Genomic DNA, 26,397 nt, shown 5'->3' with positions numbered 1-26,397 from the left:
CGTTAGTCCTCCTTTAGCGTACAACGTCTTGAAAGACGGTTAGTTCTTGTAATATATCTTCATTTATTTCAATGCCGAGTCCTGGCTTTTCGTTTAAGCGAATAAATGGTACTTCGTAATGTAAGTTTCCGATGTCTTTCGTGAACTTTAATGGACCTGTAAGTTCAACGCTCGTAATGATTTTTTTCGAGAAAGCGACATGGAATCCTGCGGAAGAGGCAACGGATGATTCGACCATGGATCCAACTTGGCATTCAATGCCGACCATTTCTGCTTGATGAGCGAGTTTTACAGCGGGATATATGCCGCCGCATTTCATTAGTTTTATATTTACTTTATCAGCCGCATCTAATTTAATGATTTGGCGCATTTCACGAGAACCTTTTAATCCTTCATCAATCATAAGCGGAAGGTCTGTTTTAGAACGAATGTGAGCCATTGCGTCAATATCTTCTGCGACAACAGGCTGTTCAATCCAGTCGATGTTTAAATGACCTAATGAACGAAGTGCCGTTAATGTGTTGGCGCTATTTTTCCATCCTTGGTTTACATCAACACGAATCGCGATATCATTTCCTACACGTTCACGTACCGCTTCAATTCTTTTTACATCTTCTATTACATTTGTACCGACTTTCATTTTGAAAGATTGGTAACCTTTTTGAATCATAGAGGCAGCCTCTTCAGCCATGTCTTCAGGTTCGGCGATACTTAAGACGTGAGTGACAGGGAAGTCTTCATGGTAGCGTCCGCCAATTAATTGATATACAGGTTGATTTAGTTTTTTGCCCATTATATCAAAACAAGCAATATCTATTGCGGCTTTTGCAGTAGGAACACCGTAAATTGTATTGTCCATTATATCGTGTATTTTCTCGATATTCATTGGATTTTGCCCAATGAGCGCAGGAGCAAGTGTATGTTTTAAAGTATGGAAAGTACTTTCCCATGATTCGCCTGTAACGTGATCATCAGCGACGCCCTCACCGTATCCGATAATGCCTTCATCTGTTTCCATTTTGACGATAATAGAAGGCATATCAGAATAAGAACCATAACTAATAACAAACGGATCGCGAAGTGGTAAACGAATTGCGTAAAGATGAATAGCTGTAATTTTCATTAGGTAGAGACCCCTTCCTGTTTACAATAGTTTTGTACATTTGATATAGTTGACGTTAAATAGTCGTTAATTAATGATAAGGAGTTAGAGAAATGATGATAAAAATTGCAGTTGTCGGTTCAAAAGAGTTTATGGAGACACTTTTACCTGTCGCTCATAAACTAGAAGAAATAGAGATTGATCCATATATTTACCTTCATCCGGCGGAATCTTCTGAACTTTTAAAGCGTTTAAAGCCTTGTGACTTCATCTTTTTCTCAGGTGCTTTACCTTATTATATGGCAAAAGAAATAAGAGAACAATTACGAATTCCAAGTACGTACTTACAGCAAGACGAGACAACGGTCGTATCTTCCATTCTTTCTGTCATGTATCACCAAGGTATTCAACCACATAACATTTCAATTGATTTAGTAGACCGCTCATTCATTACAAATGTGTTCCATGATATCGGTATAAAAGAAAGTCCGCAAGTGTTTGATTATGAAAATATGCTGTGGAGTAAAGATGAAATAAAGAGAGTTATTGATTTTCATGTAACTAAACATCGATCTGGGGAAGCTCATTTAGCTTTAACTAGTATTCATGCTGTCTATGATGAACTTCAAAAAATAGGTATTCCTTCAGAGCGTATGATAGATCTGAAGCAATCGATTATAAATGGGTTAAAAGATGCGAAAATAAAAGCTGAGCTAGCGAAAAGCCATTCAGCTACTGTTGGTGCTTGTATGATTTCTTCTTTAGAATTACGAGAAGGTTTGCTTGAGCAATTAGATGTCATTTCAAAAGAACTGCGTGGTTCATTTAAAAAAGTTGATGAAATGACGTTCATTTTGTATACGACTCGTGGTGATATTGAATCGATTATAAAAACAAATATGATAAATAATTTATTTGCGAGTATAAAAGGAACGATAGCTATTGGGTTTGGTTACGGAAAAACTGTGAAGGAAGCAGAGCAAAATGCTAAAATCGCTCAAAGTTTCGCGAAGAATAATCCAATAGACCACTGTTTTTATATACTAACAAGTGATAAAGAACTATTTGGTCCGTTCCCGAAAGAACAGAGAGTACAAAGTTTGAAGAATGAAAACCCGGAACTCATGAAAATAGCGAAGGAAACGAAACTGAGTCCAGCAAACTTATCAAAAATTATTCAATTTAGTCAATCACATCCGTCATTGAAGTTTACAGCAGCGGATCTTTCTGAATACTTACAAGTGACTCGGCGATCAACAGAAAGGTTATTAAAGAAACTAGTTGATTATGGGTATGCTCATATTTGCGGCGAGGAAATGCCCTATCAACAAGGGCGCCCTCGCGCAATATATGAAATGAATTTACCGGTATCTTTAAGCTTCTAGTTGTGCCTTTTGTTTTTTTAGTAGTTCCGCTTTTTCAATGTCTGATAGTTTCGTAATTGTGAGACCAGTTATGCCGTAAATGATTGAAATAATAGGTACGATGAAATTCAATATAGCATAAGGAGCATATTCGAATGCGCCAACTCCAAGTGTTGCGAGTATAAATACACCACATGTATTCCAAGGTACGAAAACAGAAGTTAATGTTCCGCCATCTTCTAATGCTCTGGATAAATTTTTAGAATGTAGTCCTTTTTCTGTGTATGCATTTGCGTACATTCTTGAAGGAACAACAATTGAAATATATTGTTCAGAGCAAGTAAGGTTGGTTGCAAAGCAAGACGCGATAGTAGAAGCGATAAGTCCTTTTGCTGATGTCGCTAATTTTAAAATTTGATTTACAATTGAGCGAAGAATGCCAGTATGTTCTAATACTCCTCCAAAAGTCATAGCGACAATTGTCATAGAAACTGTATTCATCATCGAATCTAAGCCACCGCGGTTAAAGAGTTCGTCTACTAGCTTGTTGCCAGTGTCTATGACAAATCCATTTTGGAGTGCACCGATAGATGCGGAGACAGAACCACCTTGAATAAAGACTTGTGATAAAAATCCTAAAATAATACCTACGAGAATAGCTGGTATAGCAGGAACCTTTTTAGCGACCAATACCATAACGACTACAGGTATGATTAGTAGGAAAGGTGAGATAACAAAGTTTTGTTGCAATACTTGTAACGTTTGATCGATACCTTTTGCATCAATATTGTTATCGCCGAAGCTTCTTCCTAAGAAAGCATAAACGATAAGAGTAATAATTAAACCTGGAATTGTAGTAAATAACATATGACGAATATGTGTGAATAGATCTGTATTTGTTAATCCTGCGGCTAAGTTTGTTGTGTCTGAAAGCGGTGACATTTTATCGCCGAAATAAGAACCGGAAATGATAGCACCGGCAACCATTGGAGCTGGGATTCCCATACTTAGGCCAATCCCCATTCCTGCAACACCAATTGTTCCCATTGTAGACCAAGAGCTACCGATAGCTAATGCAACAATAGAACAAATAATTGTAATTGAAACTAAAAATAGTGATGGAGTTAAAAGATTTAAACCGTAATAGATCATTGTTGCGACGATTCCGCCGCCAATCCAAGCACCGATCGTTAAACCTACTAGAATAATGATAACGATAGCGGGTAATGCGAGGCGAATTCCTTTATACATTGCTTCTTCGATATCGTGCCATTTGTAACCGTAACGCCAAGCGACGATAGAAGCAACGGTTGTACCGATAATAAGTGGGACGTGAGGGCTTTGTTTTAATACAACAATTGTAACCATCATAACTGCAACTGTAATGATAATAGGGATTATTGCTACGCCAAAAGGTATTTCTTTTTTCATAAACTGCCTCCTCATTATGTATGTTTGTATTTTTAGAATTGTCGCAAAATAGACGTTATTAAATTATAATAACTAAAAATTGATATGAGCGTCAATAAAAAACAGAAAATAAGGAATGTTCTATCGTTATGAAGTGAGTTGTCGATCGTATTTAAAAATAAACAATTGACTTTTTTCTTAAAATTCAATATGTTCATAAAAACATCTGTTTTTCATAAGTATAATTAACCTGAATGGTTTTGGAATTTGGGAAGGAGAATGTAGCTTTGAAAACATTAGAACTACAAGAGCGGTTAACTGAAATTTTTCAGCATTTACATGAAAACCCTGAAGTGAGTTGGAAAGAGTATGAAACGACAGCGTATATTACTAACTTTTTAAAAGAAGAAGGAATTTCATATAAAATATTTGATGATTGCCCAGGCGTGATTGCTGAAATTGGAAGCGGAAATCCAGTTATTGCAATTCGTGCCGATATGGATGCACTTTGGCAAGAAGTGGACGGAGAGTTTAAAGCGAATCATTCATGTGGTCACGATGCTCATATGACAATTGTGATGGGGCTTATTTTACAATTGAAGAATACGAGATGGGATAGCGGTACTGTTAGATTTATTTTTCAGCCGGCAGAGGAAAAAGGAAATGGTTCTCTAAAGATGGTAGATAAGGGTGCTGTGGATGATGCTGATTTCTTATTTGGTGTTCATCTAAGACCGATTGAAGAACTACCTTTGAAACAAGCTGCCCCATCTATTCGTCACGGAGCAGCAGGATTTTTAGAAGGAACGATTCATGGAGATGATGCACATGGGGCACGCCCACATCAAGGGATAAATGCAATTGATGTCATTTCTATGATCAATATCGGTTTGAAAAATATATGGCTACCACCGCAAAGTTCATATTCAGTGAAGATGACAAGGTGCCAGGCTGGCGGGGATAATTTGAATATTATTCCGGGTAACGGGCATTTTAGCTTAGATGTTAGGGCAGAGAGTAATACATTATTAGAAGAATTGAAGAAAAAAATAGAGCATGTAATAGAATCGGCCGCATCTATGGGATCGAAAACCTCATACAAATGGATCGACCTTGCACCAGGAGCTGAAGTGTCAGAAGAAGCTGAGCGCTTTATGCGAAAAGGCATTCTTGAAGTGTACGGGGAAGAGGGATGCACTGGACCACTGTATACGACAGGAAGCGATGATTTCCATTACTACACAGTGAAGAGACCACATTTAAAAGCTGTCATGCTTGGGCTAGGGGCCAACCTACAACCTGGATTACACCATCCATATATGAAGTTCGATCATAGTTGTATTATGGATGGAGTAGAAATATTGAAACAAACTGTATGGAAAGTATTAGAGGACAGGGGCTAGAGAGCTCCTGTTTTTTTGTAGTAATTTGTCGTTAAGTCGATATATTGAAAAAATCGTTGATATATTCTAAGTTACGATAGATATATTCAGAAAATCATTTATATAATTTTACGTACCAGTAAACTTGATGCAAAATGAGTCTCCAGTACATGGTGTATAATAATAAGTACCATTTTCTAATAGGAGAAGACGAATGAACGAACAATATTACGATGCTGTATTACATATAAAAACTGTCGGTGAGCAAAAGGGCTTTAATAAATCTATGCATTATCACCGTTATGAACCGACGCCATATAGCGGATTAGATGAGTTATTGAATCAATATGAAATAAGAAGTAGCGACCGAATTGTAGATTTTGGGTGCGGAAAAGGACGATTAAACTTTTACATGCACCATAAGTGTGGTGCTTCAGCGGTTGGAATTGAAATGAATGAAGAGTTTTATAAAGAAGCAATGGATAATCTAGAGCGCTATGCACGAAAGGTAAGAAACAGTAAAGATAAAATTGGGTTTGAATGCTGTTTAGCGCAAGAATATGAGATTGATTCACGTGATAACCGGTTTTATTTCTTTAATCCATTTTCTGTACAAGTATTTATGAACGTAGTAAATAACATTTTACTTTCGGTAGAAGAAGCGGAGAGAGAAGTGGATATTATTTTATACTATCCTTCTGAAGATTATATTTTCTTCTTAGAGAACCAGACTGCGTTTGAGCTGAAGAGGGAAGTAAGGTTGTCGGGTGCTTATGAGAAGAATGGGAATGAGAGATTTTTAGTTTATACATTAAGAATATAAAAAAGCAGGTGCCTTGGCACCTGCTTTTCTTTACTCACGTCTATATACTTAGTTACGGATTAAGTAATCAAATGCACCTAAAGCTGCGTTTGCACCTGAACCCATAGAGATGATGATTTGTTTGTACGGATTATTTGTACAGTCACCTGCTGCAAACACTCCTGGTACGTTTGTAGCGCCGTGCTTGTCTGTTACGATTTCACCGCGAGCGCGTTCAACTGTTTCGCCTAACCAGTCTGTGTTTGGCACAAGACCGATTTGTACGAATACACCTTGTAATTCAACGTGATGAACTTCTTCAGTTTCACGATCGATGTAAGAAATACCGTTTACTTTATCAGTACCAGTGATTTCTTTCGTTTGAACGTTTTTCAAAACAGTTACGTTTGGTAAGCTGTTAAGACGCTCTTGTAATACAGCATCAGCTTTTAATTCTGGCATGAATTCAAGAACAGTAACGTGCTTAACAATACCTGCTAAGTCGATAGCTGCTTCAATACCAGAGTTACCTCCGCCGATAACAGCTACGTCTTTTCCGATGAATAATGGACCGTCACAGTGTGGGCAGTATGCTACACCTTTATTTTTGAACTCAGCTTCACCTGGTACGCCAACGTTACGCCAGCGAGCACCTGTTGAAACGATTACGCTCTTACTTTTCAGAATAGCGCCGTTTTCAAGTTCCACTTCAATAAGTTCTTTTTTCTCTAAACGTTTTGCACGTTGTAGATTCATTACATCGATGTCGTATTCTTTTACGTGCTCTTCAAGACTTGCTACTAGCTTAGGACCTTCAGTGCGTTTTACGCTGATGAAGTTCTCAATACCCATAGTATCCATTACTTGACCACCGAAGCGCTCAGCAACGATACCAGTACGGATGCCTTTACGTGCTGCATAAATCGCTGCACTTGCACCAGCAGGGCCGCCACCAACAACAAGAACATCGTATGGATCTTTATCAGAAAGCTCTGATGCATCTGGACCGTTACCCATTTTAGCTAAAATTTCTTCAAGTGTCATACGACCGCTTCCGAAAGATTCGCCGTTTAGGAAAACTGTTGGTACTGCCATGATGTCTTTGCTTTCTACTTCCTCTTTGAATGCAGCGCCATCAATCATAGTATGTGTAATACCAGAGTTTAGAACGCTCATTACGTTAAGAGCTTGTACAACATCAGGACAGTTATGACAACTTAGGCTGATATAAGATTCAAAATGATATTCGCCTTGAATGTTTTTGATTTGATCGATTAATTTTTGTTCAACTTTTGGAGCGCGTCCACTTACTTGTAGTAAAGCTAACACTAATGAAGTAAATTCGTGTCCTAATGGAATACCAGCGAATACGACACCAGTGTCTTCACCAGGACGATTTACGCTAAAGCTTGGTGTTCTCTCTAATTCAACTTTTTCTACTGTAATCTTAGATGACATAGTAGCTAATTCGTCTACTAGAGCTAACATATCTTTAGATACGTCGTCGTCTCCAGCGCTTACTTTAAGTAAAATATCGTTCTCCATTAACTGAAGGTATTGGGATAGTTGTGTTTTTATATCTGCATCTAGTATCATTTTGATCGAACTCCTTAGATTTTGCCTACAAGGTCAAGGCTTGGTTTAAGTGTTGCAGAACCCTCTTGCCATTTAGCTGGGCAAACTTCACCTGGGTTGTTACGTACGTATTGAGCTGCTTTAATTTTGTTAACAAGAATGCTTGCGTCACGGCCGATACCGTCAGCATTGATTTCCATAGATTGGATAACGCCGTCTGGATCGATGATGAATGTACCACGAGCAGCAAGACCTTCTTCTTCCATTAAAACGTTGAAGTTTGTAGTGATTGTGCGAGTTGGGTCACCAATCATAATGTATTCGATTTTGCCGATAGTTTCTGAGCTATCATGCCATGCTTTGTGAGTGAAGTGAGTGTCTGTAGATACAGAGTATACTTCAACGCCTAAGTCTTTAAGAGCTGCGTATTGGTTTTGTAAGTCTTCAAGTTCAGTTGGGCAAACGAATGTGAAGTCAGCTGGGTAGAAACAAACTACACTCCATTTTCCTTTTAAACTTTCGTCAGTAACTTGGATAAATTCTCCATTATGGTAAGCATTAGCTTTAAACGGTTTTACTTCTGTGCCGATTAATAACATATTAAAATTCCTCCTAAATGTTGGTTTTGAGCATCAAAAAATAGTGTGCTCATAAAATATATTTTTTAATTAACTATAATAATTCTAATTCGATATTAATTATCATATAGAAGTGGTTATTTTGTCAAGAGAATAAACCAACTTTATACCAATTTAATTAATATTTATTCTCAATTAAGGTTGTTAGGGAATTAAAAGGTAATTTTCATGTCATAAATTTTCAATGAGTGTTTGAAAGAGTAGTGTGTATGTTAGAGATATGGTGTAAGTATAAATTCTTAGGAAGGAGATATTTCTTAGAAGTTGTAGATTTGAAAAGGAACTGCTTATTTCTATTTTACAAAGAATTGTGCGATAAATAAAATAAAATGTATCGGAATCTTTGTGAACAATTATTGTCATCTTAAATGCATATAATAAGAAGTAGATTGCAATGAGAAATAGAAATATTGACGCTCATTTCTAACAAGATATAATAAAAACGAGATATGTATTGCAACAATAAAGATATAGTATAGATCGAAAAGATTTCAGTCTATTATTTTTTACGGCTTTTAGAAAACGCTTACAATTAGTGTGGAGGGGAAACCATGTCTAAGTTCACGAAGTATTTTTTAATGGAAGCTAACGATGTGATTGCATATGTGAAAGAGAAATTATGTAAGTTTGAGAGTGCAAAGGGGTTACAGTGTAAAGAAATTGGTGATGGGAATTTAAATTATGTGTTCCGCGTTTGGGGTGAACAGAAGAATATTTCTGTCATTGTAAAGCAAGCTGGGCATACAGCGCGTATTTCAGATGAGTTTAAGTTGTCGACGAATCGTATTCGTATAGAATCGGATGTATTGCAGTTAGAGGAGGAGTTAGCACCTGGGCTTGTTCCAACGGTGTATTTGTTTGATAGTGTTATGAATTGTTGCGTAATGGAAGATTTATCGGACCATACAATATTACGTACAGCACTTATAAATCATCAAATGTTTCCAAAGCTTGCGGATGATGTAACGACCTTTTTGGTAAACACACTCTTATTAACATCAGATGTTGTAATGAATCATAAAGAAAAGAAGGAACTTGTGAAAAATTATATAAATCCTGAGTTATGTGAAATTACAGAAGAACTCGTCTACGCTGAGCCATTTACAAATCATAATAAGCGTAACGAGTTATTTCCGTTAAATGAAGGATGGATTAGAGAGCATATTTATAGTGATAAAGAGCTTCGTATGGAAGTAGCAAAACTTAAGTTTTCTTTTATGACGAATGCACAGGCGCTTATTCATGGTGATCTGCATACTGGTTCTGTTTTTGTGAAAAATGATTCCACGAAGATTATTGATCCTGAGTTTGCCTTTTATGGACCGATGGGATATGACGTTGGGAATGTAATGGCAAATTTAATGTTTGCTTGGGTGAATGCAGATGCGACCATGGCGCTTGGAGCTGAGAAAGATACGTATATGGGTTGGCTACAATCGACAATGGTAGAGGTAATTGATTTATTTAAGAAGAAGTTTTTAGATGCTTGGAATATCCATGTGACCGAGATTATGGCGAAGGAAGAAGGCTTTAACGAAGTATATTTACAATCTGTATTAGAAGATACGGCTGCAGTGACGGGCCTTGAGTTAATTCGTCGTATTGTTGGGCTAGCGAAAGTGAAAGATATTACTTGTATTGAGAATGAGGAAGCACGTGCTAGAGCGGAACGCATTTGTCTTCAAGTAGCGAAGAAGTTTATTTTACGAGCGAATCAATATAAAACAGGCACAAGCTTTGTAGAAACGTTAAAAGAACAGTCAATGCACTACGCGAAGTAAGGGGAGAAGATGATGGAAGAGCAATTAATACCAATTCAGTGGAAAGAAGATGCTTTAGTTTTATTAGATCAAACATTATTACCGAATGAAGTTGTCTATGAATCTTTCAAGACAGCTGAAAGTGTGTGGGATGCCATTCAAGTAATGAAAGTAAGAGGAGCACCAGCGATTGGTGTTTCAGCAGCTTATGGTGTGTATTTAGGAGCTAAGGAAGTTAATCAAAGTACGGTGGAAGAATTTATAGAGGAAGTCAAAAAAGTATGTGCATATTTGGCAACATCAAGGCCGACAGCAGTAAACTTATTCTGGGCACTTGAAAGAATGGAGGCGGTAGCGACAGAGAACGCGCACTTATCAATCGCCCAGTTGAAAGATAGATTACTAGAAGAGGCAAAAGAGATTCATAGAGAAGATGAAGAAATTAACCGTCAAATTGGAGAACATGCATTAACATTATTCCATGATGGAATGGGGGTATTAACACATTGTAACGCTGGTGCGTTAGCGACGACTAAGTATGGTACTGCGACGGCTCCAATGTACTTAGCGAAAGAAAAAGGATGGGACTTAAAAATCTTTTCGGATGAAACACGTCCTAGATTACAAGGTTCAACGTTAACAGCACTAGAACTACAGCGAGCGGGGATTGATGTTACTGTTATTACGGATAATATGGCAGCTATGGTCATGTCACAAGGAAAAATCGACGCTGTAATCGTTGGGTGTGACCGTGTGGCAGCAAACGGTGATGTAGCAAATAAAATTGGGACATTAGGCGTATCTATTTTAGCGAAATACTACAACATTCCGTTTTATGTAGCAGCACCAACACCGACAATCGACTTAAAAACACCGACAGGAAAAGAAATTCCAATTGAGGAAAGAGATGCTTCTGAAGTGATTAATCGCTTCGGACAATATTCTGCTCCGAAAGAAAGTAAAGTATATAATCCGGCATTTGATGTCACATCACATGAAAATGTAACAGCGATTATTACGGAAAAAGGGATTGTAAAAGCACCGTTTACGGAGAATTTAAAAAAGCTATTTCAATAAGTAGATAGATTTAAAAAGTCAGTCATCATAAGCTTCATACTTAGGGGGATGTATATGTTATTACAAAAAGAAAGAGAAGAAATTGTAGCGTATGGAAAGAAAATGATTTCTAGCGGTTTAACAAAGGGGACAGGCGGCAATATTAGTATTTTCAATCGCGAGCAAGGTCTTGTTGCAATTAGCCCAAGTGGTTTAGAGTATTATGAAACAAAACCTGAAGATGTAGTTATATTAAACTTAGATGGTGAAGTGGTAGAGGGAGAGAGAAAGCCATCAAGCGAGTTAGATATGCATCTTATTTATTATAGAAATCGTGAAGATATAAATGCGCTTGTGCATACACATTCACCTTATGCGAAGACGATTGCATCATTAGGATGGGAGCTTCCTGCTGTATCGTACTTAATTGCTTTTGCAGGCCCGAATGTTCGCTGTGCACCGTATGAAACATTTGGTACGAAGCAATTAGCAGATGCTGCTTTTGAAGGAATGATAGATCGCCGTGCCGTTTTACTTGAGAACCACGGTTTAATTGCAGGTGCAAATAACATAAAAATGGCATTTACTGTTGCGGAAGAAATCGAGTTTTGTGCGCAAATTTACTATCAAACAAAAAGCGTCGGAGAGCCGAAACTATTGCCAGAAGATGAGATGGCGAATTTGGCTAAGAAGTTTGAAGGGTATGGGCAGCAGTAGAATGAAATAAAAACCCCCTCAAGAAAAAATCTTGAGGGGGTTTCTTTACGCCTTCTTAAGCAACAAATACATAAAGTAAGGAGCACCAATTAAAGCAACGACAATACCTGCTGGGATGCCATTAGGTTCAACGATGTTTCGGCCAATTGTATCTGCTAATAGCAATAGCCATCCGCCGATTAAAAGGGCGATAGGCATGAAAATTTGATGTCTTGGACCTACTAAAGATTTCGCGATATGAGGAGCCATTAGTCCGATAAAACTAATTCCTCCTGTTACGGAAACAGCTGCAGCAGCAAGCGCAACGGCTGCAACTAATAAGTATCTGCGTTCTTTTTCAATTTCAATTCCAACACCGATTGCGACTGGCTCGTTTAATGCTAGAATGTTTAATCGGTTTGCTTTATAGAAAACGAACGGAATTAATACGATTAACCATGGGAGCATTGCTAAAACGAAGACCCAGTCATCTCCCCAAATGTTTCCGGCAATCCACTTGGCGATAAAGTCCACTTTCATACGATCAGCGGATGAAATAAGGACAATCATCATTCCAGATAGTGCAAATGAAAAACCAATACCAGTTAATGTTAGTCGAATTGGCTGAAGCCCAGTTGATTTGCTATATGAAAATACGTAGATTAGAACAGCTGTAAGAAAAGCTCCAATAAATCCAACGACTGGTAGTAAGTAAAGAAATGAACCTACATCTATTGGAAAGTATAAAAAGAAAATAGCAACAGCAACACCGGCCCCAGAGTTGATTCCGAGAATACCAGGTTCAGCTAAATCATTTCGAGTAATTCCTTGGAAGATAGCCCCTGATAAAGCGAGAGCCATACCAGCTAATAATGTAATAACAATTCTAGGTAGTCTTAAAGAGTATAAAACAAACTCCTCTTTAAAAGTCCCTTGTCCCATTAATGTTGGGAGTAGTCGATCATAAGATAAAGATGCTGAACCAAGTCCCATTCCAACTACAATGGTGGTGATGGTCAGTATTAGTAAAGCGAGTATAATAAGACGTTGTTTTCTTAGAATAGATTGCATCATGAGAATGTTTTTCCTCCTTTACGTACAACGAATAGGAAGAATGGCAGCCCTACAATTGCGACAATAGCGGCAACTGGTGTTTCATATGGAGCGTTAATAGTACGTCCGATTGTATCTGCAAGTAGCATAAAGGAAGCTCCAGCAATTGCTGACATCGGTATAACAAATCGGTAATCTGGACCGACAATTGGGCGTACCATGTGAGGTACCATTAAACCGATAAATGCCATATTTCCGACAAGCGCTACAGAAGCACCAGCAAGTAAGATAATAATGATAAATAGAATGGTTTTAATAACAATAATTTTTTGACCTAGTCCAATAGCCACTTCTTCACTGAAACTAAGAACTGTTAATATTTTTGCTAGTAAGATAGCGATAAAGATACTAATTGAAATGACTGGAATAATAATTTTCAATTGGCTCCAAGTAGTTCCAATTACGCCCCCGGCAGTCCAAAGTGATACATCTTGTGAAATTTTGAAGTAAATACCGACTCCTTCTGAAATTGCGAGTAGAAATGCTGAAACGGCAGCACCGGCTAATACAATTCGAAGAGGGGACAGCCCGCCTTTTTTCACCATACCAATTCCAAATACCATAATCGCGCCAATTGCAGCACCGATAAAGCAAGCAAATGTTAAGTAAAGATAGCTTATGGAAGGGTTGAAGGCTAGCGTTAACGCAAGTGCAGCATTTGCTCCACCAGATAGCCCTAATAATCCAGGATCTGCAAGTGGATTTCGTGTTAATCCTTGCATAATTGCTCCAGAAACAGCAAGGCCCGCTCCTACAAAAATAGCAGCAACTTCACGTGGCAAACGTATTTCGCGAATAATAGATATTTTGTCCCCTTTAGCGGAGGATGTGAGTGCTAACCATACGTCTTTTATTGAAGTATCTGCAGCACCTAATACCATTGCCACCATAAAAATAAGAAAGAATGCAATTATGCTCAAAATGAGTTTGTATGTAAAAGCTATAGAACGTGGATTGTCGTGATCTTTTGTCATTCGTTTCACATCTTTTCTGTTCATAGAATAAAGGAAGAGGAATTCTTAATTTAAGAATTCCTCATGTTTGTATTATTTACCAAGAAAGCTCTTCTTGAAGAAGTCTAGTTGGAAGTCTAATGTAAGTGGATCATTGAAATAGAATTCCATCATGTTTGCTTCGTATACGCGATTATTTTTTACTGCTGGGATGTTTTTATATGATTCTGTCTCTTGGAATGAGTTATCAGTATCTTTGTTTTTACTTACGATTAAGTAATCACCAGCAAATTCAGGTAATACTTCAGTAGATAATGCGTAGTAACCTTCTTTTAATGCTTTTTCTTTTACTTTTTCAGGCATTTTTAATTTCATTTCTTGGTACAGAATTTCTGTTCCACGGCCCCAGTTTTCGCCGTATACATAAAGCTGTTTGTTGAAGTTTTCTACAACAGAAACTGTTGCATCTTCACCAATTTTTGCTTTAATTTCTTTACCAGCGTCTTGTGCACGTTTCTTGAAGTCATCAACCCAAGTTTTTGCTTCTTTTTCTTTGTTTAATAACTTACCGATTTCTAAATGCTGTGTTAAGTAATCAACTTTTCCGTAAGTGTACGTTACAGTAGGAGCGATCTTCTTTAACTTATCAACATTTTTAATATTTGATAAACCAATGATTAAATCTGGATTTAGTTCAGCGATTTTTTCAACGTTTTCATCTGATACTTCAGCAACATCTTTAAGTTTGCTATCAAAGCGTGGGTTTTGTTTAGACCATGAATCTACCCCAACAAGATTTACATCTAATGACATTACGTTACCAGCGAATGATGATAAAACAACAACGCGTTTTGGATTTGCAGGAACTTCTACTTTACCATTTTCAGATTGGTATGTAATTGTTTCTGATTTACTACCTTTTGCATCGTTCTTTTTGTCTGTAGAGCCATTACTACAAGCGCTCATAACAAGAACGAAAAGAACTGTTAGTGAAATAAATAACTTTTTCATTGTCTTTCTCCTTTAACATAGATGATATGTGTATATAATAATTTGTTTAACTGCAATCTTTTTGAAAGAGTAGTGGTAATGCAAAATGCTTATTAAAAATCTTGAATATGAGATACTACAATATAGTATTAACCATATTAATAAAAGAAGATGTAATCTCAAATTTGCTAATTATTAACAAATTGATAATGATTATCACTATTGATTCTTTAAATAATATAATTTTATATAGGTGTATTGTCAATAGTAATTTTGATTGTAAATTTTGCGGAAACAGGTTATATTTTATTGAGAATGATAATCAACGACTAGTAGCTGAGGAGTGACACGAATGAATCAAGAAGAATTGTTTGATGTAACTGTGATAGGCGGAGGACCTGCAGGGCTTTATTCAGCTTTTTATAGTGGACTCAGAGAGATGAAAACGAAAATAATAGAATTTCAACCACAGTTAGGTGGAAAAATACATGTTTATCCAGAGAAGATGATATGGGATGTAGGAGGGCTGCTGCCAGTTACAGGTGATAAACTAATTGAACAACTTGTACAGCAAGGGCTAACATTTAAGCCAGAAGTGGTATTAAATACAAAAGTAGAATCGATTATTCGTAATGAAGATGGCACTTTTACGTTAAAAGCGAGCACTGGAGAAGAACATTTTTCAAAAACAGTTATCGTCGCAACTGGAAGTGGTATATTGAAACCTCAAAAGTTATCAATTGAAGGTGCTGAGCGATTTGAAGTATCTAATTTAAATTATACAGTGAAATCTTTAAAGCGTTTCAAAGGTAAGACGGTCATTATTTCCGGCGGAGGAAATTCTGCTGTTGATTGGGCAAATGAATTAGAACCAATTGCGAAAAAAGTGTATGTAACATATAGAAAAGAAGAATTATCTGGTCATGAAGCACAAGTAAAACAACTGCTGAACAGCTCGGCGGAGTGTTTCTTTAATACATCGATTACAAAACTCATTGCTGGTGATAATCATGAAGCGATCGAATATGTAGAATTAACGAATCATGAAACAAGTGAAATTTCACATTTACCTATTGATGAAGTGATTATTAACCATGGATATGAACGTGACATTACGTTATTAGAAAATAGTGAGTTAGACGTTGCAATTATAGATAATTATTATATTGCAGGTAATGCGAATAGTGAGTCCTCTGTAGATGGATTATATGCTGCGGGAGATATTTTAAAGCACGAAGGGAAATTACACTTAATCGCGGGAGCATTCCAAGATGCTGGAAATGCTGTAAATAAAGCGAAACAATTTATTCAACCAGATGCAAGTGAGTACGGAATGGTTTCTTCGCATAATGAAGTATTTAAGAAGAGAAATCGTGAATTGATCAAGCAGATGATGAAATAATAAAAAAACAAGTATACCCCCATTTACTTCTCTATTCGAGTGATAAGAGAGGTAAATGGGGGTTTTCCTGTTTACTATATTTTCAATCATTATAATGACACCGGTTTCATCAGTTCATGTGATATGAACGTTTTATTTGTAAATCTTCCTAGAAAACAATGAATCTATGTTTTGCTGACGCAGAACAATATTACATTATGCTGTCCCTTTAGCTCGTTCGTTAGGAAATGGCATATTTAATATAGACGCAATATACTGTTTTCCATGCATTCGAGCTAATGATTCTAATATTTGACGGACGCGTTTTGTAAGATGTCCTTGTCCCTTTATAGCTTCACAATATGCGTCATAGAAAGCGTATTTAGCCCAAAGGAAATCATCTTGTTGGAATAAAAAATGATTTTTGTACCATTCCCCAATTGTATGGTAACAATTGTTTTCATGTATTACTGAGCTTTGAGAAAGAATACGATCAGATAAAGATGTAGTTAAATGAGAAATTGTGTTTTCTGTTTCAACCTGTAATGTTTTTTCTAACATTGTAATGATGTGACGAGTAGCCATATGTTAACTCTCCTTTGTGTAAATGGGTAATACCATTCTATATTTAAAAAATCCTTACTATATTATTATACAATATATGGAATGCATCCACCTTCTTTTTAAATTGCATTTACAAAATCTTTTTTATTTGTTTACAAAAATAAAGTAAGATACAGTATATATGAAAAAATAATAAAGGAATGAACGCGTTGTATATAACAGTAGAAGAAGCTGCGGAGTATTTGAATTTACCAAAGTCGTATATTGAAGAGCTAATTCAGCAAAAGAAAATTCGTGCATTATTTGATGGAGAGCAATATTTATTAAATAAAGAACAATTCAATACACATTTAGAACAAATGGAGAAATATAAGCAATTAGTGGAAGATATATTGAACGAACCAATTCCAGAAGATATGGATGTTAAAGACGAAGATTAAACTATGGGAGATCCCGTATGAAGATATGCAGAAATGTATCTTCATACGGGATTTTTAGTTTCAAGATATCAAAATTTTAAGGAGTCCCCAGGATTTTTTGGAATTTGATAGGTAGTAGTCTACCATGTTAAAAGCATATTTTTTTACAGCTAGGACAAACATAGAGCACGTAACCTGTACAGATACATATACTATCAGTGCAAAAGCTTATAAATTAATGGAAGGGGTTTTCTCGTGAGTTTATTTCATTGTGATTTTCTGAAAGACTTAATTGGATCTTATGTGAGAGTAAACAGGGGTGGTCCGGAATCTCAAAAAGGAACAATAATATCAGTATGTCCGGACTACTTCGTATTGCAGAATGAAAAAGGTGAGCTTTATTACTATCAACTTAGTCATCTAAAAAGTATTACAAAAAATGCGAAAGACTGTGGATCAAGTGATTCCGAGTGGGAAGATTGCGAATGTGCAGAAGACTTTGAGGCACTACTTCAAACTTTCAAATATTGCTGGGTAAAAATTAATCGCGGTGGTCCAGAGAAAGTAGAAGGCATTTTGCAAGATGTATCTTGTGATTTCGTAACATTAATCGTAAAAGAGGAACTTATATTAATTGCAATAAAGCATATTAAAAGCGTTAACTATAATGCATTAGCATGCGGAGAGAGCGATGAGAGCGATGATAGTAGCAGTAAGGAAAATAGTAGCAATAATTCAGGTCGCGCTCGTGCACAAAGACAATCAAGTAGAGGAAGATAAGAGGAAAGGGGGATACGAAATTGGAGAATGTATTATGCTGTGACCAAATTAAATGTTTAGTTGGTGAGGCTGTAAAAGTAAATCTTCGCGGACCAGAAAGTCGAGTGGGTGAGCTCGTAGCGTTAGGCAAAAATTATCTAACGCTACAATTACCTCATGGTGAATTAGTATATTATCAGTTGAAACATGTGAAGAGTCTAGTTAAGAAAGTGAAAGAAAGTAAATGTGGCGATTGTTATAGTTCATATTTCTGCTCTGATGAAGATACTTTTGTCGATGTATTACGTGACTTGAAGTATAAGTGGGTAAAGATTAATCGTGGTGGTCCAGAGTGCGTGGAAGGTTTATTAGGTGAAGTGCATGAAGAATGTATTACACTAGTAAACTGCGATGAAGTCATTTATATCATTAATTATCATATTAAGAGTGTGAGTCAAGTAGTGAAATGTAAAAAGAATGAAGATGAATAATGTTTAATAAATAAGAGGGGCATTATGAGGGAAAGAGAAGAACAATTTCTTATTTCGATAGTATGAAAAGGAATTACTTACTATTAAAACAGAACTTTGCCCTGATTATTTTTTTAGAAATGAAAGACAGGAAAGAAGAAATCCATAGGAAGGAGGATACAGATGAATGAGTTAAACAAAAGTATTGGAGAAAATATATATGTTAAATTAATCGGTGAAAAAAGATTTAAAGGTGTATTAATAGACGTAGGAAATGATATTGTTGTTCTTTACAACGGACAAGACTACGTATATATATCTTTATACCATGTACAATATTATAAATTTTTAAGACCACATGATGAAGAAATATCAAAACCAGATGTTGATTCTGTAATTAAGAGGGAATCACCTTCCATTTCTTTGAGAAAAGTATTAAGTACTTCTAAAGGGATTTTTACAGAAGTTTATGTAGCAGGAAATGCTCCAATACATGGTTATGTTACAAGTGTAATGAACGATTATATTGTTTTTTATAGTCCAGTTTATAAAACAGTATATATATCTTTAAAGCATTTGAAATGGTTAATTCCGTATAAAGAAAATCAAGTCCCGTACGCCCTCAATAAAAATGAACTCCCCGTGAATCCATTAAATATTACGTTAGCTAGAACATTTGAAGAACAGCTTATTAAAATGTCCGGCAAAATTATGGTGTTCGATTTAGGTGAGGAATCTAATAAGATCGGAAAGATGGCAAAGATTGATGAAGGGCATATTGAAATATTAAAAGCACGTGATGCAAAAATGTATGTGAATATTCAACACGTGAAATCTGTCCATTGTCCGTAGACTAGTTGAAAGGGCTGGCTTTTTCTTTTATATGCAGAAGAAAAGGTCGAGCCTATTTGTTTAGCTCGATTTGAATATGAGGGGGAAAAATGAATTGAATATAAATGTGTTAGTGTGAACGTTGAAGAGGAAATCTTGTGCTAAATCATAAAAAATATGTACGAGCTGTCTTTTGATGTATTCAATTTATTTTTTGAGGGAGAACTGCTTAACTAATTTATTAAAGGGGTTTTGTTTGTGGAGCAGTTTCCAAATTCGTTATCGATTACATTACTTGGTAGTGCTGGTGGAGCAGCAAAAGCAGTTTTAGCAATTTTAAATCAAGCGATAGTAAATGAAAAAGACCCGATTTATGAAGTGATAAAGAATGTTACATTTCATTTGGTTGATATAAAACAAAAAGATAGGACTTATTATGATGAGTTGTTTCCAAATTTGAAAGATCAATTGTTTTTATATGAAATCGACCTTCAAGATGTAGTGACATTTAAACAGCATTTAAAAGAAAGTAGTACGAGTGTTGTTATTGATGTTTCAGGGGCAGATACAATCAGAGTATTAAGTTGTTGTAATGAACTTGGAATTTGTTATATTAATTCAGCTTTGGAAAATGAGGCAGTAGATCAGGACGATAGTTTAATCGGCTTTCAGCTTACGGAAAGATATACGAGGTTTGAGAAGGAGAAAGAGAAATTTACAGGTACAAAGGCAATTATAGGCTCAGGTATGAATCCAGGTGTTGTTCAGTGGATGGTTGTTGAACTTATGAAGGAACGCCCACAGGAAAAGCCAAGAGCATGCTATATAGTAGAACATGATACGTCATTTTTGAATGATACAGCACTAATAAAGCCACATACACTGTATGCTTCATGGGCAGTAGAGCGATTTCTAGATGAAGCGATATGGAGTTATCCGATGTATATGAGTCATCATCGTCCCCTTTATTTTTATGAAGATGTATATGCTTCAGAGTATAAAGTAAAGTTAGGAGAGAAAGAGTTTTATGGTTGTTTAATGCCACATGAGGAAGTTTTAATTTTAGGGAAAAACTTCAATATGGAAGTTGGGTTTCTTTACCGAATTAACGAGTATACAACAAATGTAATTAGGCAGAATTTAGATAAGGTAGAAGATTTATGGAACTGGAATCGTAAAGTATTTAATCCAGCGGAAGAAGAGATTGCTGGCGAGGATCTAGTTGGTGTATTACTCGTTTATGAAAATAGCGAGACATATATGTATAACGTGATGAATAGCAGTCAAGTTTTTCGTAAATATAAAACAAATGCAACTTACTTCCAAGTAGGATGCGGAATTTATGCTGGTTTGTGTAGTTTACTTTTCGATAACTTTAAACAAGGTGCCTATTATGTAGAGGAATTATTATTAAATACAGAAAGTAAGTATGGAGAATATTTAAATTTATATATGAAGGATTTTGTAGTAGGGGGAAATGATTTTACGGATGGATTGCTACATGATCGGGTAAGATGGATATAAGTTATAGTGAAAAGGGAGGGGGATGGGGATCCCCTTCCTTTTCGTATTGCCCTGAAAGCAATTTCATACTGATAATTTAAGGAGATAATATGTAGAGTGTTTGTATAGAACATGAGGAGTATTTATATGAACAAATTTAAAAGCTTTATTTATGAGGAAAAAGAAGCCTTAAAAGTATTTGAAAGAATTAACGGGTTTGTTAGTGAATTGATGTTATTAGGAAAACCGAAATCAACGAATTATGAATGGTGTAATATACGGGAATCCTTTTATATGTTGTACAGCTAATGGAAAGTTATGTAGCGCGATATAGAGTGACATTTCATATGCAAGTAGATGGAAATCTACCTGTTATAAATGGTGATGATAAAAAATTAAAACAAGTGTTATTAAAAATGGAATAGAATCAATGCCAGAAGGTGGAGATATTCATATTCGTGCATATCAAAAAACTGAAAGGCATTTGTATATTTCTGTTGAAGATCAAGGCTTTGGTATAGAGAAGGTTGAAAAGGCTTTTTACACAACAAAGGAGAATGGTACGGGACTTGGGTTAATGATTACATATAAAATTATTTAGGAACATCAAGGAAGTATCGCGATTTAAAGTAGCATGGGAATAGGAACGAAAGTGGAAATTTTTTTACCGACAGCATAATATGCTAGAGGAAAATATTTTTCAGAAAAGTGTTCTTGTTGTGTAAATATAAACATTTTATAAAATGTTTCAAGAAGGGTTTTTTTTATAAAATACTTCGTTTATAATGGAGGAAAATATCGACATGAGATTTGTTATTCATGTAACGGTTCGGTAGTGTTAGAGAAAGAAGGGGTGCACGCGCATCCTTTTTTCTATGCAGATATTATGAAAGAGGTGGTATGATGGAATTAACATTAAATTCGACTGTATGTTTACACACGATTCAATTTCGAAAAGAGCAAAAGAATTATATTGTAAAAGATACAATTACAGGAGAAAAATATGAAATGCCGCCACTTTGGATTGATGCATTGGCAATGATGCGTGACGGTTTTTTATTAGGGGAAATTGAGGAGAAATTAAAAGAAGAGTATCCAGACGAAGAAATAAATATGCTAGCATTTACGAGGCAACTGTTAGAGCTAGAGCTTGTCGGAATGGTAGATGGGGAAGAAATAGCTTGTACAAAGAAGAAAGAGAAAGATTATTTAGCTTGGTTACGTCCTCGTGTTGAGCAATTCTTTCTTAGTTTAAATAAAAAAAATAGAAGCAAAGGTCAATGATGATCTTTGCTTTTTTGTATAGTTTGTTTAAAAAATTACAGCGAATGCTCTTGCGAAAGCACCGTCGCTATCTTTAATTTTTAAAGGTGCCGCTGAGAAAAAGAAACGTTTCGTGTGAATTGCATCTAAGTTTGTTAAGTTTTCAATTAAATAAATATTATTCCCAAGTAGTATGTGATGTATTGGTGATGTTTCTGTCGTTACCTCATCAGGAGAAATGAAATCTAGGCCGACCGATTTTACTTTTAATTGAACTAATTCCTCGGCTAATTCTTCAGAAAGATAAAAAGCTTCTTGCTCATACGCCTCTGTATTCCATTTAGTAGATAGATTGGAATGGAAAATAACAATATCTCCTTCTTTTATGTCAGCGTTGTGTAATACTTCCTTACGTAACTTTCGCTCTTGAATATGAGTTACATCAATAAGAACAGCTTCGCCTACAAATTGATCTAGGGGTAATTGATCAATAGTCGTTGCGCCTGAAATGAAATGAGCAGGAGCATCACAATGCGTGCCAACATGAACGACAGAATGAAAATCTGTAACTTGATAGCCTGTCTCTTCAACGCTTGTAATGGCTCCTAAATTGATTTTTGGTGTTCCAGGGAATTGGGACATATTGTTTTCAAATGTTTGTGATAGGTCAATTACTTTCATTTTAAATACCTCCAATATATGTTTTGAAATAAAAAAACTCACCCTTCATAATCAAGAAAGATGAGTTTTGCACACAATAGTTACGTTTTATCTTTCAAAATGCAATGCATTTTGCAGGAATTAGCACCTATTCAGTTTATATAAACTGAGGTTGCTGGGCGTCAAAGGGCCGGTCCCTCTGCCTCTCTTGATAAAGACATATTAAGTTTTCATTTCTGAATATTCACTACTTTTAAATTGTAATTCATTTCCTTTTTTCGTGCAATACAAAATAGGTATTCACCCAAATAAAGTTGCTCGCATATTGTAGCTTATGTAAATAGAATGCTGCGAAGGAGTGAGTGCAGTGACAGGAAATGTATTGAATTATTACGCTGGTGGAAATACAGCTAGAGGATTTCATAATTTATACGACGAGAATTTAAAAGGGCTAAACAGGTTATTTATTTTAAAGGGTGGTCCTGGAACCGGGAAATCTTCTTTAATCAAAGCAATAGGTCGTGAGTGGGTTGAAAAAGGATATGATATTGAATTTTTACACTGTTCTTCTGATAATAAATCGGTTGATGGTGTAATTATCCCGAAGTTAAAAGTAGGAATTGTTGATGGAACATCACCGCATGTTATTGAGCCGAAAATGCCAGGAGTTGTCGAAGAGTATATTAATTTAGGGGTTGCTTGGGACTCAGATAAATTAAGAAAGCAGAAGGTGGAAATTGAACGATTTGTTTCAGAAGCAAGTAAGGCTTTTCAAACTGCTTACGCATGTTTTAACGAGGCACTAGTTATACATGATGAGTGGGAGAACATATATATTAATAATATTGATTTTAATAAAGCAAATGAACTAACCGATCAGCTGATTCAGAAGTTATTTACAGATAAAGGCGGGAAACAATCGCTTGTGAAACACCGGTTTTTAGGGGCAGCTACACCGAAAGGAGCAGTTGATTTTGTTCCGAATTTAACAGAGGGATTACCACATCGTTATTTTATAAAAGGACGCCCAGGCTCTGGGAAATCAACAATGCTTAAAAAATTAGCTAAGGCAGCAGAAGAAAAAGGATTTGAAGTTGAAGTATATCATTGTGGATTTGATCCAAATAGTCTTGATATGGTTATCGTAAGAGAATTAGGGTTTGCAATTTTTGATAGTACCGCACCACATGAATATTTTCCGAGCCGCGAAGGTGATGAAATTATAGATATGTATGCCTTGATTGTGACACCAGGGACAGATGAGAAGTATGCGACAGAAATTCGTGACGTGTCGATTCAATATAAAGCAAAAATGAATGAGGCGATGTCTTTCCTAGCGAAAGCGAAATCAGTTCGTGATAAATTAGAACGAATTTATATTGCTGCTATGGATTTTTCAAAAGTAGACGCATATAAAGAGGAGATTCAAAAAGAGTTTGAACGAATTGCGGTTAGTGTAACAGAAAAGAACAAGTAAAAAATAAGGAACTTTGGTAGGCTGTCGGGAATTTTCTGACAGCTATTTTAGTATGTAGTAAACTTAGTAGTATATTTGTCGAATTTCCAAGGAAATAATCAAAAAATGGAGAGGGTATGAAATGAGAGAGAAAATTAGGTTGGAGTTAGCAAGAATTGAACAAGAGAATGATGTGAAAATTTTATTTGCAGTGGAATCAGGGAGTCGTGCTTGGGGATTTCCATCGAAAGATAGTGATTATGATGTTAGATTCGTTTATATGCACCCGGTCGAATGGTATTTATCAATTCATGATAAACGAGATGTAATTGAGTATCCGATTAGTGATGATTTAGATATAAGCGGATGGGATATTAAAAAAGCGTTACAATTATTCGCAAAGTCAAACCCAGCTTTACTCGAATGGATTCGATCGCCGATTTTTTATTCGAAAAACTCTCATTTTCCAGAACAACTTCAGCAAATGAGTGATAAGCACTTTGATCCAAAAGCAACGATATATCATTACCTACATATGGCTTCAAAAAATTATCGTGAATTTTTGCAAGGTGAGAATGTAAAGTTGAAAAAGTACTTCTATGTATTACGTCCTATTTTAGCTTGTAAATGGTTAGAGGAGAAAGAGACTTTACCACCTGTAGAATTTGATCGGTTGATTACAGAGTTATCATTAGAACGCAGTGTATTAGATGAAATTGAACAGTTGTTAATAAAGAAAAAGGCAGGTACTGAATTAGATATTGGATTAAAAATTGAGGTGTTGAATCAATTTTTAGAAGAACAACTTCATTACTACCAGCAATATGTAAAAGGAATTGAAAAGGGATTAGGAATCGACATTGAGAGTTTAAATACATTGTTTCGAGATATGTTGTTTGCAGTAAATGAAAAAGAGCACAAGTGAGTTTGTGCTCTTTTTCATTTTGTAGGAATAAAGAAAACAGATATAGCTGCGAGAAGACCTGCGAATGAGAATAAGTAAAAATTCCATGCTAAGTCGTACTGCATTGTCATAATAATACCGACAAGAATAGGACCAGCAATTGCACCAACTCGGCCAAGTCCAAGTCCCCAGCCTAAGGAAGTAGCCCGGATATGGGATGGGAAGTATTGTGTTACATATGCATTTAATATTTGAGTAATGCCGACTGATCCAATTCCAGCAAGACCAATTAAAAGGTAGATGGTTGTAACAGATGGTTTAATTGTTAATAGTCCAATACATATAGCTGCCATAAGATAGGAGATGCTAATAACAATTTTAGCTCCTATACGATCCGCAATTGCTCCAGCAAATAATGCACCGATAGCGGCAGTAATATTTAGCATAAGTAGAAATGATAAACTAGATCCAAGAGGGTATCCTGCTTGGCGCATCATCTGCGGTAACCAAGTATTTAAACCATATATTAAAAACATTCCCATTATATAAGTGATCCAAAAAAGCAGCGTTGCTTTTATGTATTCTTTTGAGAATAAAGTAAGAAATCCATTTTTCTTTCGTATATTAGATGAGGTTTGATGAGTTTCATCGTTTTCATGGAATTCAATTTGAAAACGATGAAGGATTTTTTCTACTTCTTCTTGGCGATTACGTGATAATAAAAATTGAATGGATTCAGGTAAATAACGAATGATGAAAGGAATGAGGAGCAGTGGAATCATTCCGATGCCAAACATAGTTCTCCATCCGAAATCTTCTAACAGGAACATAGACAAAATAGCGCCTAACACGATACCTAAAGGATAGCCAGTAAACATAAGAGCATAAATAAAAGATTGCCGCTTTTTTGGTGAATATTCAACGGTAAGTGCTGAAGCTGTTGGAATAACACCGCCTAATCCGATTCCTCCAATAAATCGAGATAAACCAAATAATTCAGGAGAAGGAGCAAGTGCAGCTAGACCCATTGTGATAGAAAAAAGTGCTAAACAGCATATAAGCGTCCATTTTCGCCCAATTAGATCTGTAATGGTTCCAACTAGAATAGCGCCAATAAACATCCCAAATAAAGCATAGCTAGCAATTGTACCAGCGTGTGCTGGTGAAAGTGCCCAGCTTTTGTCTTCTAGGAGCTTTGGCAGAACGGCCCCGTAAATACCTAAATCATATCCATCAGCTAGAATAGCTAGCCAACAAATAAAAACAACAAGTTTTGTAATAGAGCTCGAAAAGATAGTTTCTGTAGATTCTAGATGAGGTGGAGCTGAAGGTTGCATAATATTCAC

The 26,397-nt window shown here is 36.0% G+C and carries 25 protein-coding genes, 1 pseudogene and 1 riboswitch; of the genes and pseudogenes, 16 read left to right on the top strand and 10 right to left on the bottom strand.

The features are described 5' to 3' along the window. Positions 1-13 precede the first annotated feature (13 nt). The gene (locus tag DN393_RS24135) at positions 14-1,123 is read right to left on the bottom strand and encodes a mandelate racemase/muconate lactonizing enzyme family protein (protein ID WP_149173999.1); all 1,110 of its coding nucleotides are present in this window, start codon (positions 1,121-1,123) and stop codon (positions 14-16) included. Positions 1,124-1,215: 92 nt separating this feature from the next. Here DN393_RS24135 and DN393_RS24130 point away from each other — a divergent pair, with 92 nt between their 5' ends. Next, positions 1,216-2,487 (top strand): hypothetical protein, encoded by a 1,272-nt coding sequence (locus DN393_RS24130; RefSeq protein ID WP_064477194.1) that lies wholly within the window; start codon positions 1,216-1,218, stop codon positions 2,485-2,487. Here the strand turns inward: DN393_RS24130 and nhaC are convergent. Then, positions 2,476-3,897: a Na+/H+ antiporter NhaC gene (gene nhaC / locus DN393_RS24125; protein ID WP_149173998.1), complete on the bottom strand. Its 1,422-nt coding sequence runs from the start codon at positions 3,895-3,897 to the stop codon at positions 2,476-2,478. The two genes, DN393_RS24130 and nhaC, sit on opposite strands and share 12 nt — an antisense overlap. A gap of 266 nt (positions 3,898-4,163) precedes the next feature. Here nhaC and DN393_RS24120 point away from each other — a divergent pair, with 266 nt between their 5' ends. Together DN393_RS24120 and DN393_RS24115 are read left to right on the top strand one after the other, a co-directional pair. Continuing rightward, complete coding sequence (locus DN393_RS24120) at positions 4,164-5,279, top strand: M20 peptidase aminoacylase family protein (RefSeq protein WP_064477196.1); 1,116 nt, start codon at positions 4,164-4,166, stop codon at positions 5,277-5,279. A 193-nt stretch (positions 5,280-5,472) separates the two neighbouring features. Then, entirely contained in the window at positions 5,473-6,081 is a 609-nt protein-coding gene (locus tag DN393_RS24115) for an SAM-dependent methyltransferase (RefSeq protein ID WP_088046911.1), read from the top strand. Positions 6,082-6,129: 48 nt separating this feature from the next. Here the strand turns inward: DN393_RS24115 and ahpF are convergent, their stop codons facing one another. Continuing rightward, a complete protein-coding gene (gene ahpF, locus DN393_RS24110; protein ID WP_000599491.1) occupies positions 6,130-7,656 on the bottom strand; it encodes an alkyl hydroperoxide reductase subunit F in 1,527 nt (508 codons plus the stop codon). A gap of 14 nt (positions 7,657-7,670) precedes the next feature. After that, complete coding sequence (gene ahpC / locus DN393_RS24105) at positions 7,671-8,234, bottom strand: alkyl hydroperoxide reductase subunit C (RefSeq protein WP_000924417.1); 564 nt, start codon at positions 8,232-8,234, stop codon at positions 7,671-7,673. Positions 8,235-8,824: 590 nt separating this feature from the next. Here ahpC and mtnK point away from each other — a divergent pair. Genes mtnK through DN393_RS24090 form a run of 3 tightly spaced genes read left to right on the top strand, consistent with a single transcriptional unit; the run spans position 8,825 to position 11,806 of the window. Beyond that, positions 8,825-10,054, top strand: a complete 1,230-nt coding sequence (mtnK, locus tag DN393_RS24100) for an S-methyl-5-thioribose kinase (protein WP_088046912.1) — start codon at positions 8,825-8,827, stop codon at positions 10,052-10,054. Positions 10,055-10,066: 12 nt separating this feature from the next. After that, positions 10,067-11,110: an S-methyl-5-thioribose-1-phosphate isomerase gene (mtnA, locus tag DN393_RS24095; RefSeq protein ID WP_098102449.1), complete on the top strand. Its 1,044-nt coding sequence runs from the start codon at positions 10,067-10,069 to the stop codon at positions 11,108-11,110. 54 nt (positions 11,111-11,164) lie between these two features. Continuing rightward, the gene (locus DN393_RS24090) at positions 11,165-11,806 is read left to right on the top strand and encodes an L-fuculose-phosphate aldolase (protein WP_000926561.1); all 642 of its coding nucleotides are present in this window, start codon (positions 11,165-11,167) and stop codon (positions 11,804-11,806) included. Positions 11,807-11,851: 45 nt separating this feature from the next. On the opposite strand, the gene DN393_RS24085 is transcribed toward DN393_RS24090, so the two are convergent. From DN393_RS24085 to DN393_RS24075, 3 genes are read right to left on the bottom strand one after another with little or no spacing between them, the layout of a single operon-like run. Next, positions 11,852-12,859: a FecCD family ABC transporter permease gene (locus DN393_RS24085; RefSeq protein ID WP_000983741.1), complete on the bottom strand. Its 1,008-nt coding sequence runs from the start codon at positions 12,857-12,859 to the stop codon at positions 11,852-11,854. Next, the gene (locus DN393_RS24080) at positions 12,856-13,896 is read right to left on the bottom strand and encodes a FecCD family ABC transporter permease (RefSeq protein ID WP_142289310.1); all 1,041 of its coding nucleotides are present in this window, start codon (positions 13,894-13,896) and stop codon (positions 12,856-12,858) included. The genes DN393_RS24085 and DN393_RS24080 overlap by 4 nt, the downstream gene beginning before the upstream one ends. A gap of 48 nt (positions 13,897-13,944) precedes the next feature. After that, a complete protein-coding gene (locus DN393_RS24075) occupies positions 13,945-14,862 on the bottom strand; it encodes an iron-hydroxamate ABC transporter substrate-binding protein (RefSeq protein ID WP_000732569.1) in 918 nt (305 codons plus the stop codon). Positions 14,863-15,193: 331 nt separating this feature from the next. Between DN393_RS24075 and DN393_RS24065 the strand changes: the two genes are divergently transcribed. Further along, the gene (locus DN393_RS24065; protein WP_001070939.1) at positions 15,194-16,243 is read left to right on the top strand and encodes an NAD(P)/FAD-dependent oxidoreductase; all 1,050 of its coding nucleotides are present in this window, start codon (positions 15,194-15,196) and stop codon (positions 16,241-16,243) included. A 195-nt stretch (positions 16,244-16,438) separates the two neighbouring features. On the opposite strand, the gene DN393_RS24055 is transcribed toward DN393_RS24065, so the two are convergent. Then, on the bottom strand, positions 16,439-16,807 hold the full coding sequence (locus DN393_RS24055; RefSeq protein ID WP_048541984.1) for a hypothetical protein: 369 nt from the start codon (positions 16,805-16,807) through the stop codon (positions 16,439-16,441). Between the two features lie 179 nt (positions 16,808-16,986). Between DN393_RS24055 and DN393_RS24050 the strand changes: the two genes are divergently transcribed. From DN393_RS24050 to DN393_RS24020, 7 genes and pseudogenes are all read left to right on the top strand, one after another. Then, positions 16,987-17,226 carry a helix-turn-helix domain-containing protein gene (locus tag DN393_RS24050; protein ID WP_002006755.1) on the top strand — a complete coding sequence of 80 codons (240 nt, stop codon included), beginning with the start codon at positions 16,987-16,989 and terminating at the stop codon, positions 17,224-17,226. Positions 17,227-17,460: 234 nt separating this feature from the next. Beyond that, complete coding sequence (locus tag DN393_RS24045; protein WP_064477201.1) at positions 17,461-17,985, top strand: hypothetical protein; 525 nt, start codon at positions 17,461-17,463, stop codon at positions 17,983-17,985. A gap of 20 nt (positions 17,986-18,005) precedes the next feature. Continuing rightward, positions 18,006-18,455, top strand: a complete 450-nt coding sequence (locus tag DN393_RS24040; protein ID WP_098102450.1) for a spore coat protein — start codon at positions 18,006-18,008, stop codon at positions 18,453-18,455. Positions 18,456-18,617: 162 nt separating this feature from the next. Next, a complete protein-coding gene (locus tag DN393_RS24035) occupies positions 18,618-19,286 on the top strand; it encodes an LSm family protein (protein WP_064477203.1) in 669 nt (222 codons plus the stop codon). A 237-nt stretch (positions 19,287-19,523) separates the two neighbouring features. After that, positions 19,524-20,789, top strand: coding sequence for a hypothetical protein (locus DN393_RS24030; protein ID WP_064477204.1), 1,266 nt, complete (start codon positions 19,524-19,526; stop codon positions 20,787-20,789). A gap of 168 nt (positions 20,790-20,957) precedes the next feature. Then, a pseudogene (locus DN393_RS24025) lies at positions 20,958-21,396 on the top strand (ATP-binding protein); the annotation flags it as partial. A 275-nt stretch (positions 21,397-21,671) separates the two neighbouring features. Further along, positions 21,672-22,052, top strand: a complete 381-nt coding sequence (locus DN393_RS24020; RefSeq protein WP_000424111.1) for a hypothetical protein — start codon at positions 21,672-21,674, stop codon at positions 22,050-22,052. Between the two features lie 27 nt (positions 22,053-22,079). Here the strand turns inward: DN393_RS24020 and DN393_RS24015 are convergent, their stop codons facing one another. Then, a complete protein-coding gene (locus DN393_RS24015) occupies positions 22,080-22,712 on the bottom strand; it encodes a cyclase family protein (RefSeq protein WP_064477205.1) in 633 nt (210 codons plus the stop codon). Positions 22,713-22,796: 84 nt separating this feature from the next. Then, a riboswitch (SAM riboswitch) is annotated at positions 22,797-22,909 on the bottom strand. A 149-nt stretch (positions 22,910-23,058) separates the two neighbouring features. Between DN393_RS24015 and DN393_RS24010 the strand changes: the two genes are divergently transcribed. After that, positions 23,059-24,168 carry a PRK06851 family protein gene (locus DN393_RS24010; protein ID WP_098102451.1) on the top strand — a complete coding sequence of 370 codons (1,110 nt, stop codon included), beginning with the start codon at positions 23,059-23,061 and terminating at the stop codon, positions 24,166-24,168. A gap of 121 nt (positions 24,169-24,289) precedes the next feature. After that, entirely contained in the window at positions 24,290-25,072 is a 783-nt protein-coding gene (locus DN393_RS24005; protein ID WP_098102452.1) for a nucleotidyltransferase domain-containing protein, read from the top strand. A gap of 14 nt (positions 25,073-25,086) precedes the next feature. Here the strand turns inward: DN393_RS24005 and DN393_RS24000 are convergent, their stop codons facing one another. After that, the gene (locus tag DN393_RS24000; protein ID WP_088046917.1) at positions 25,087-26,388 is read right to left on the bottom strand and encodes an MFS transporter; all 1,302 of its coding nucleotides are present in this window, start codon (positions 26,386-26,388) and stop codon (positions 25,087-25,089) included. Positions 26,389-26,397: the final 9 nt, after the last annotated feature.

Origin of the sequence: Bacillus sp. BPN334, from assembly GCF_008368885.1 — a bacterium.
GTDB classification, from domain to species: domain Bacteria; phylum Bacillota; class Bacilli; order Bacillales; family Bacillaceae_G; genus Bacillus_A; species Bacillus_A wiedmannii.
The sequence above is the reverse complement of the archived record's forward strand: the minus strand, read 5'-3'. Positions and strand labels throughout refer to the sequence as shown.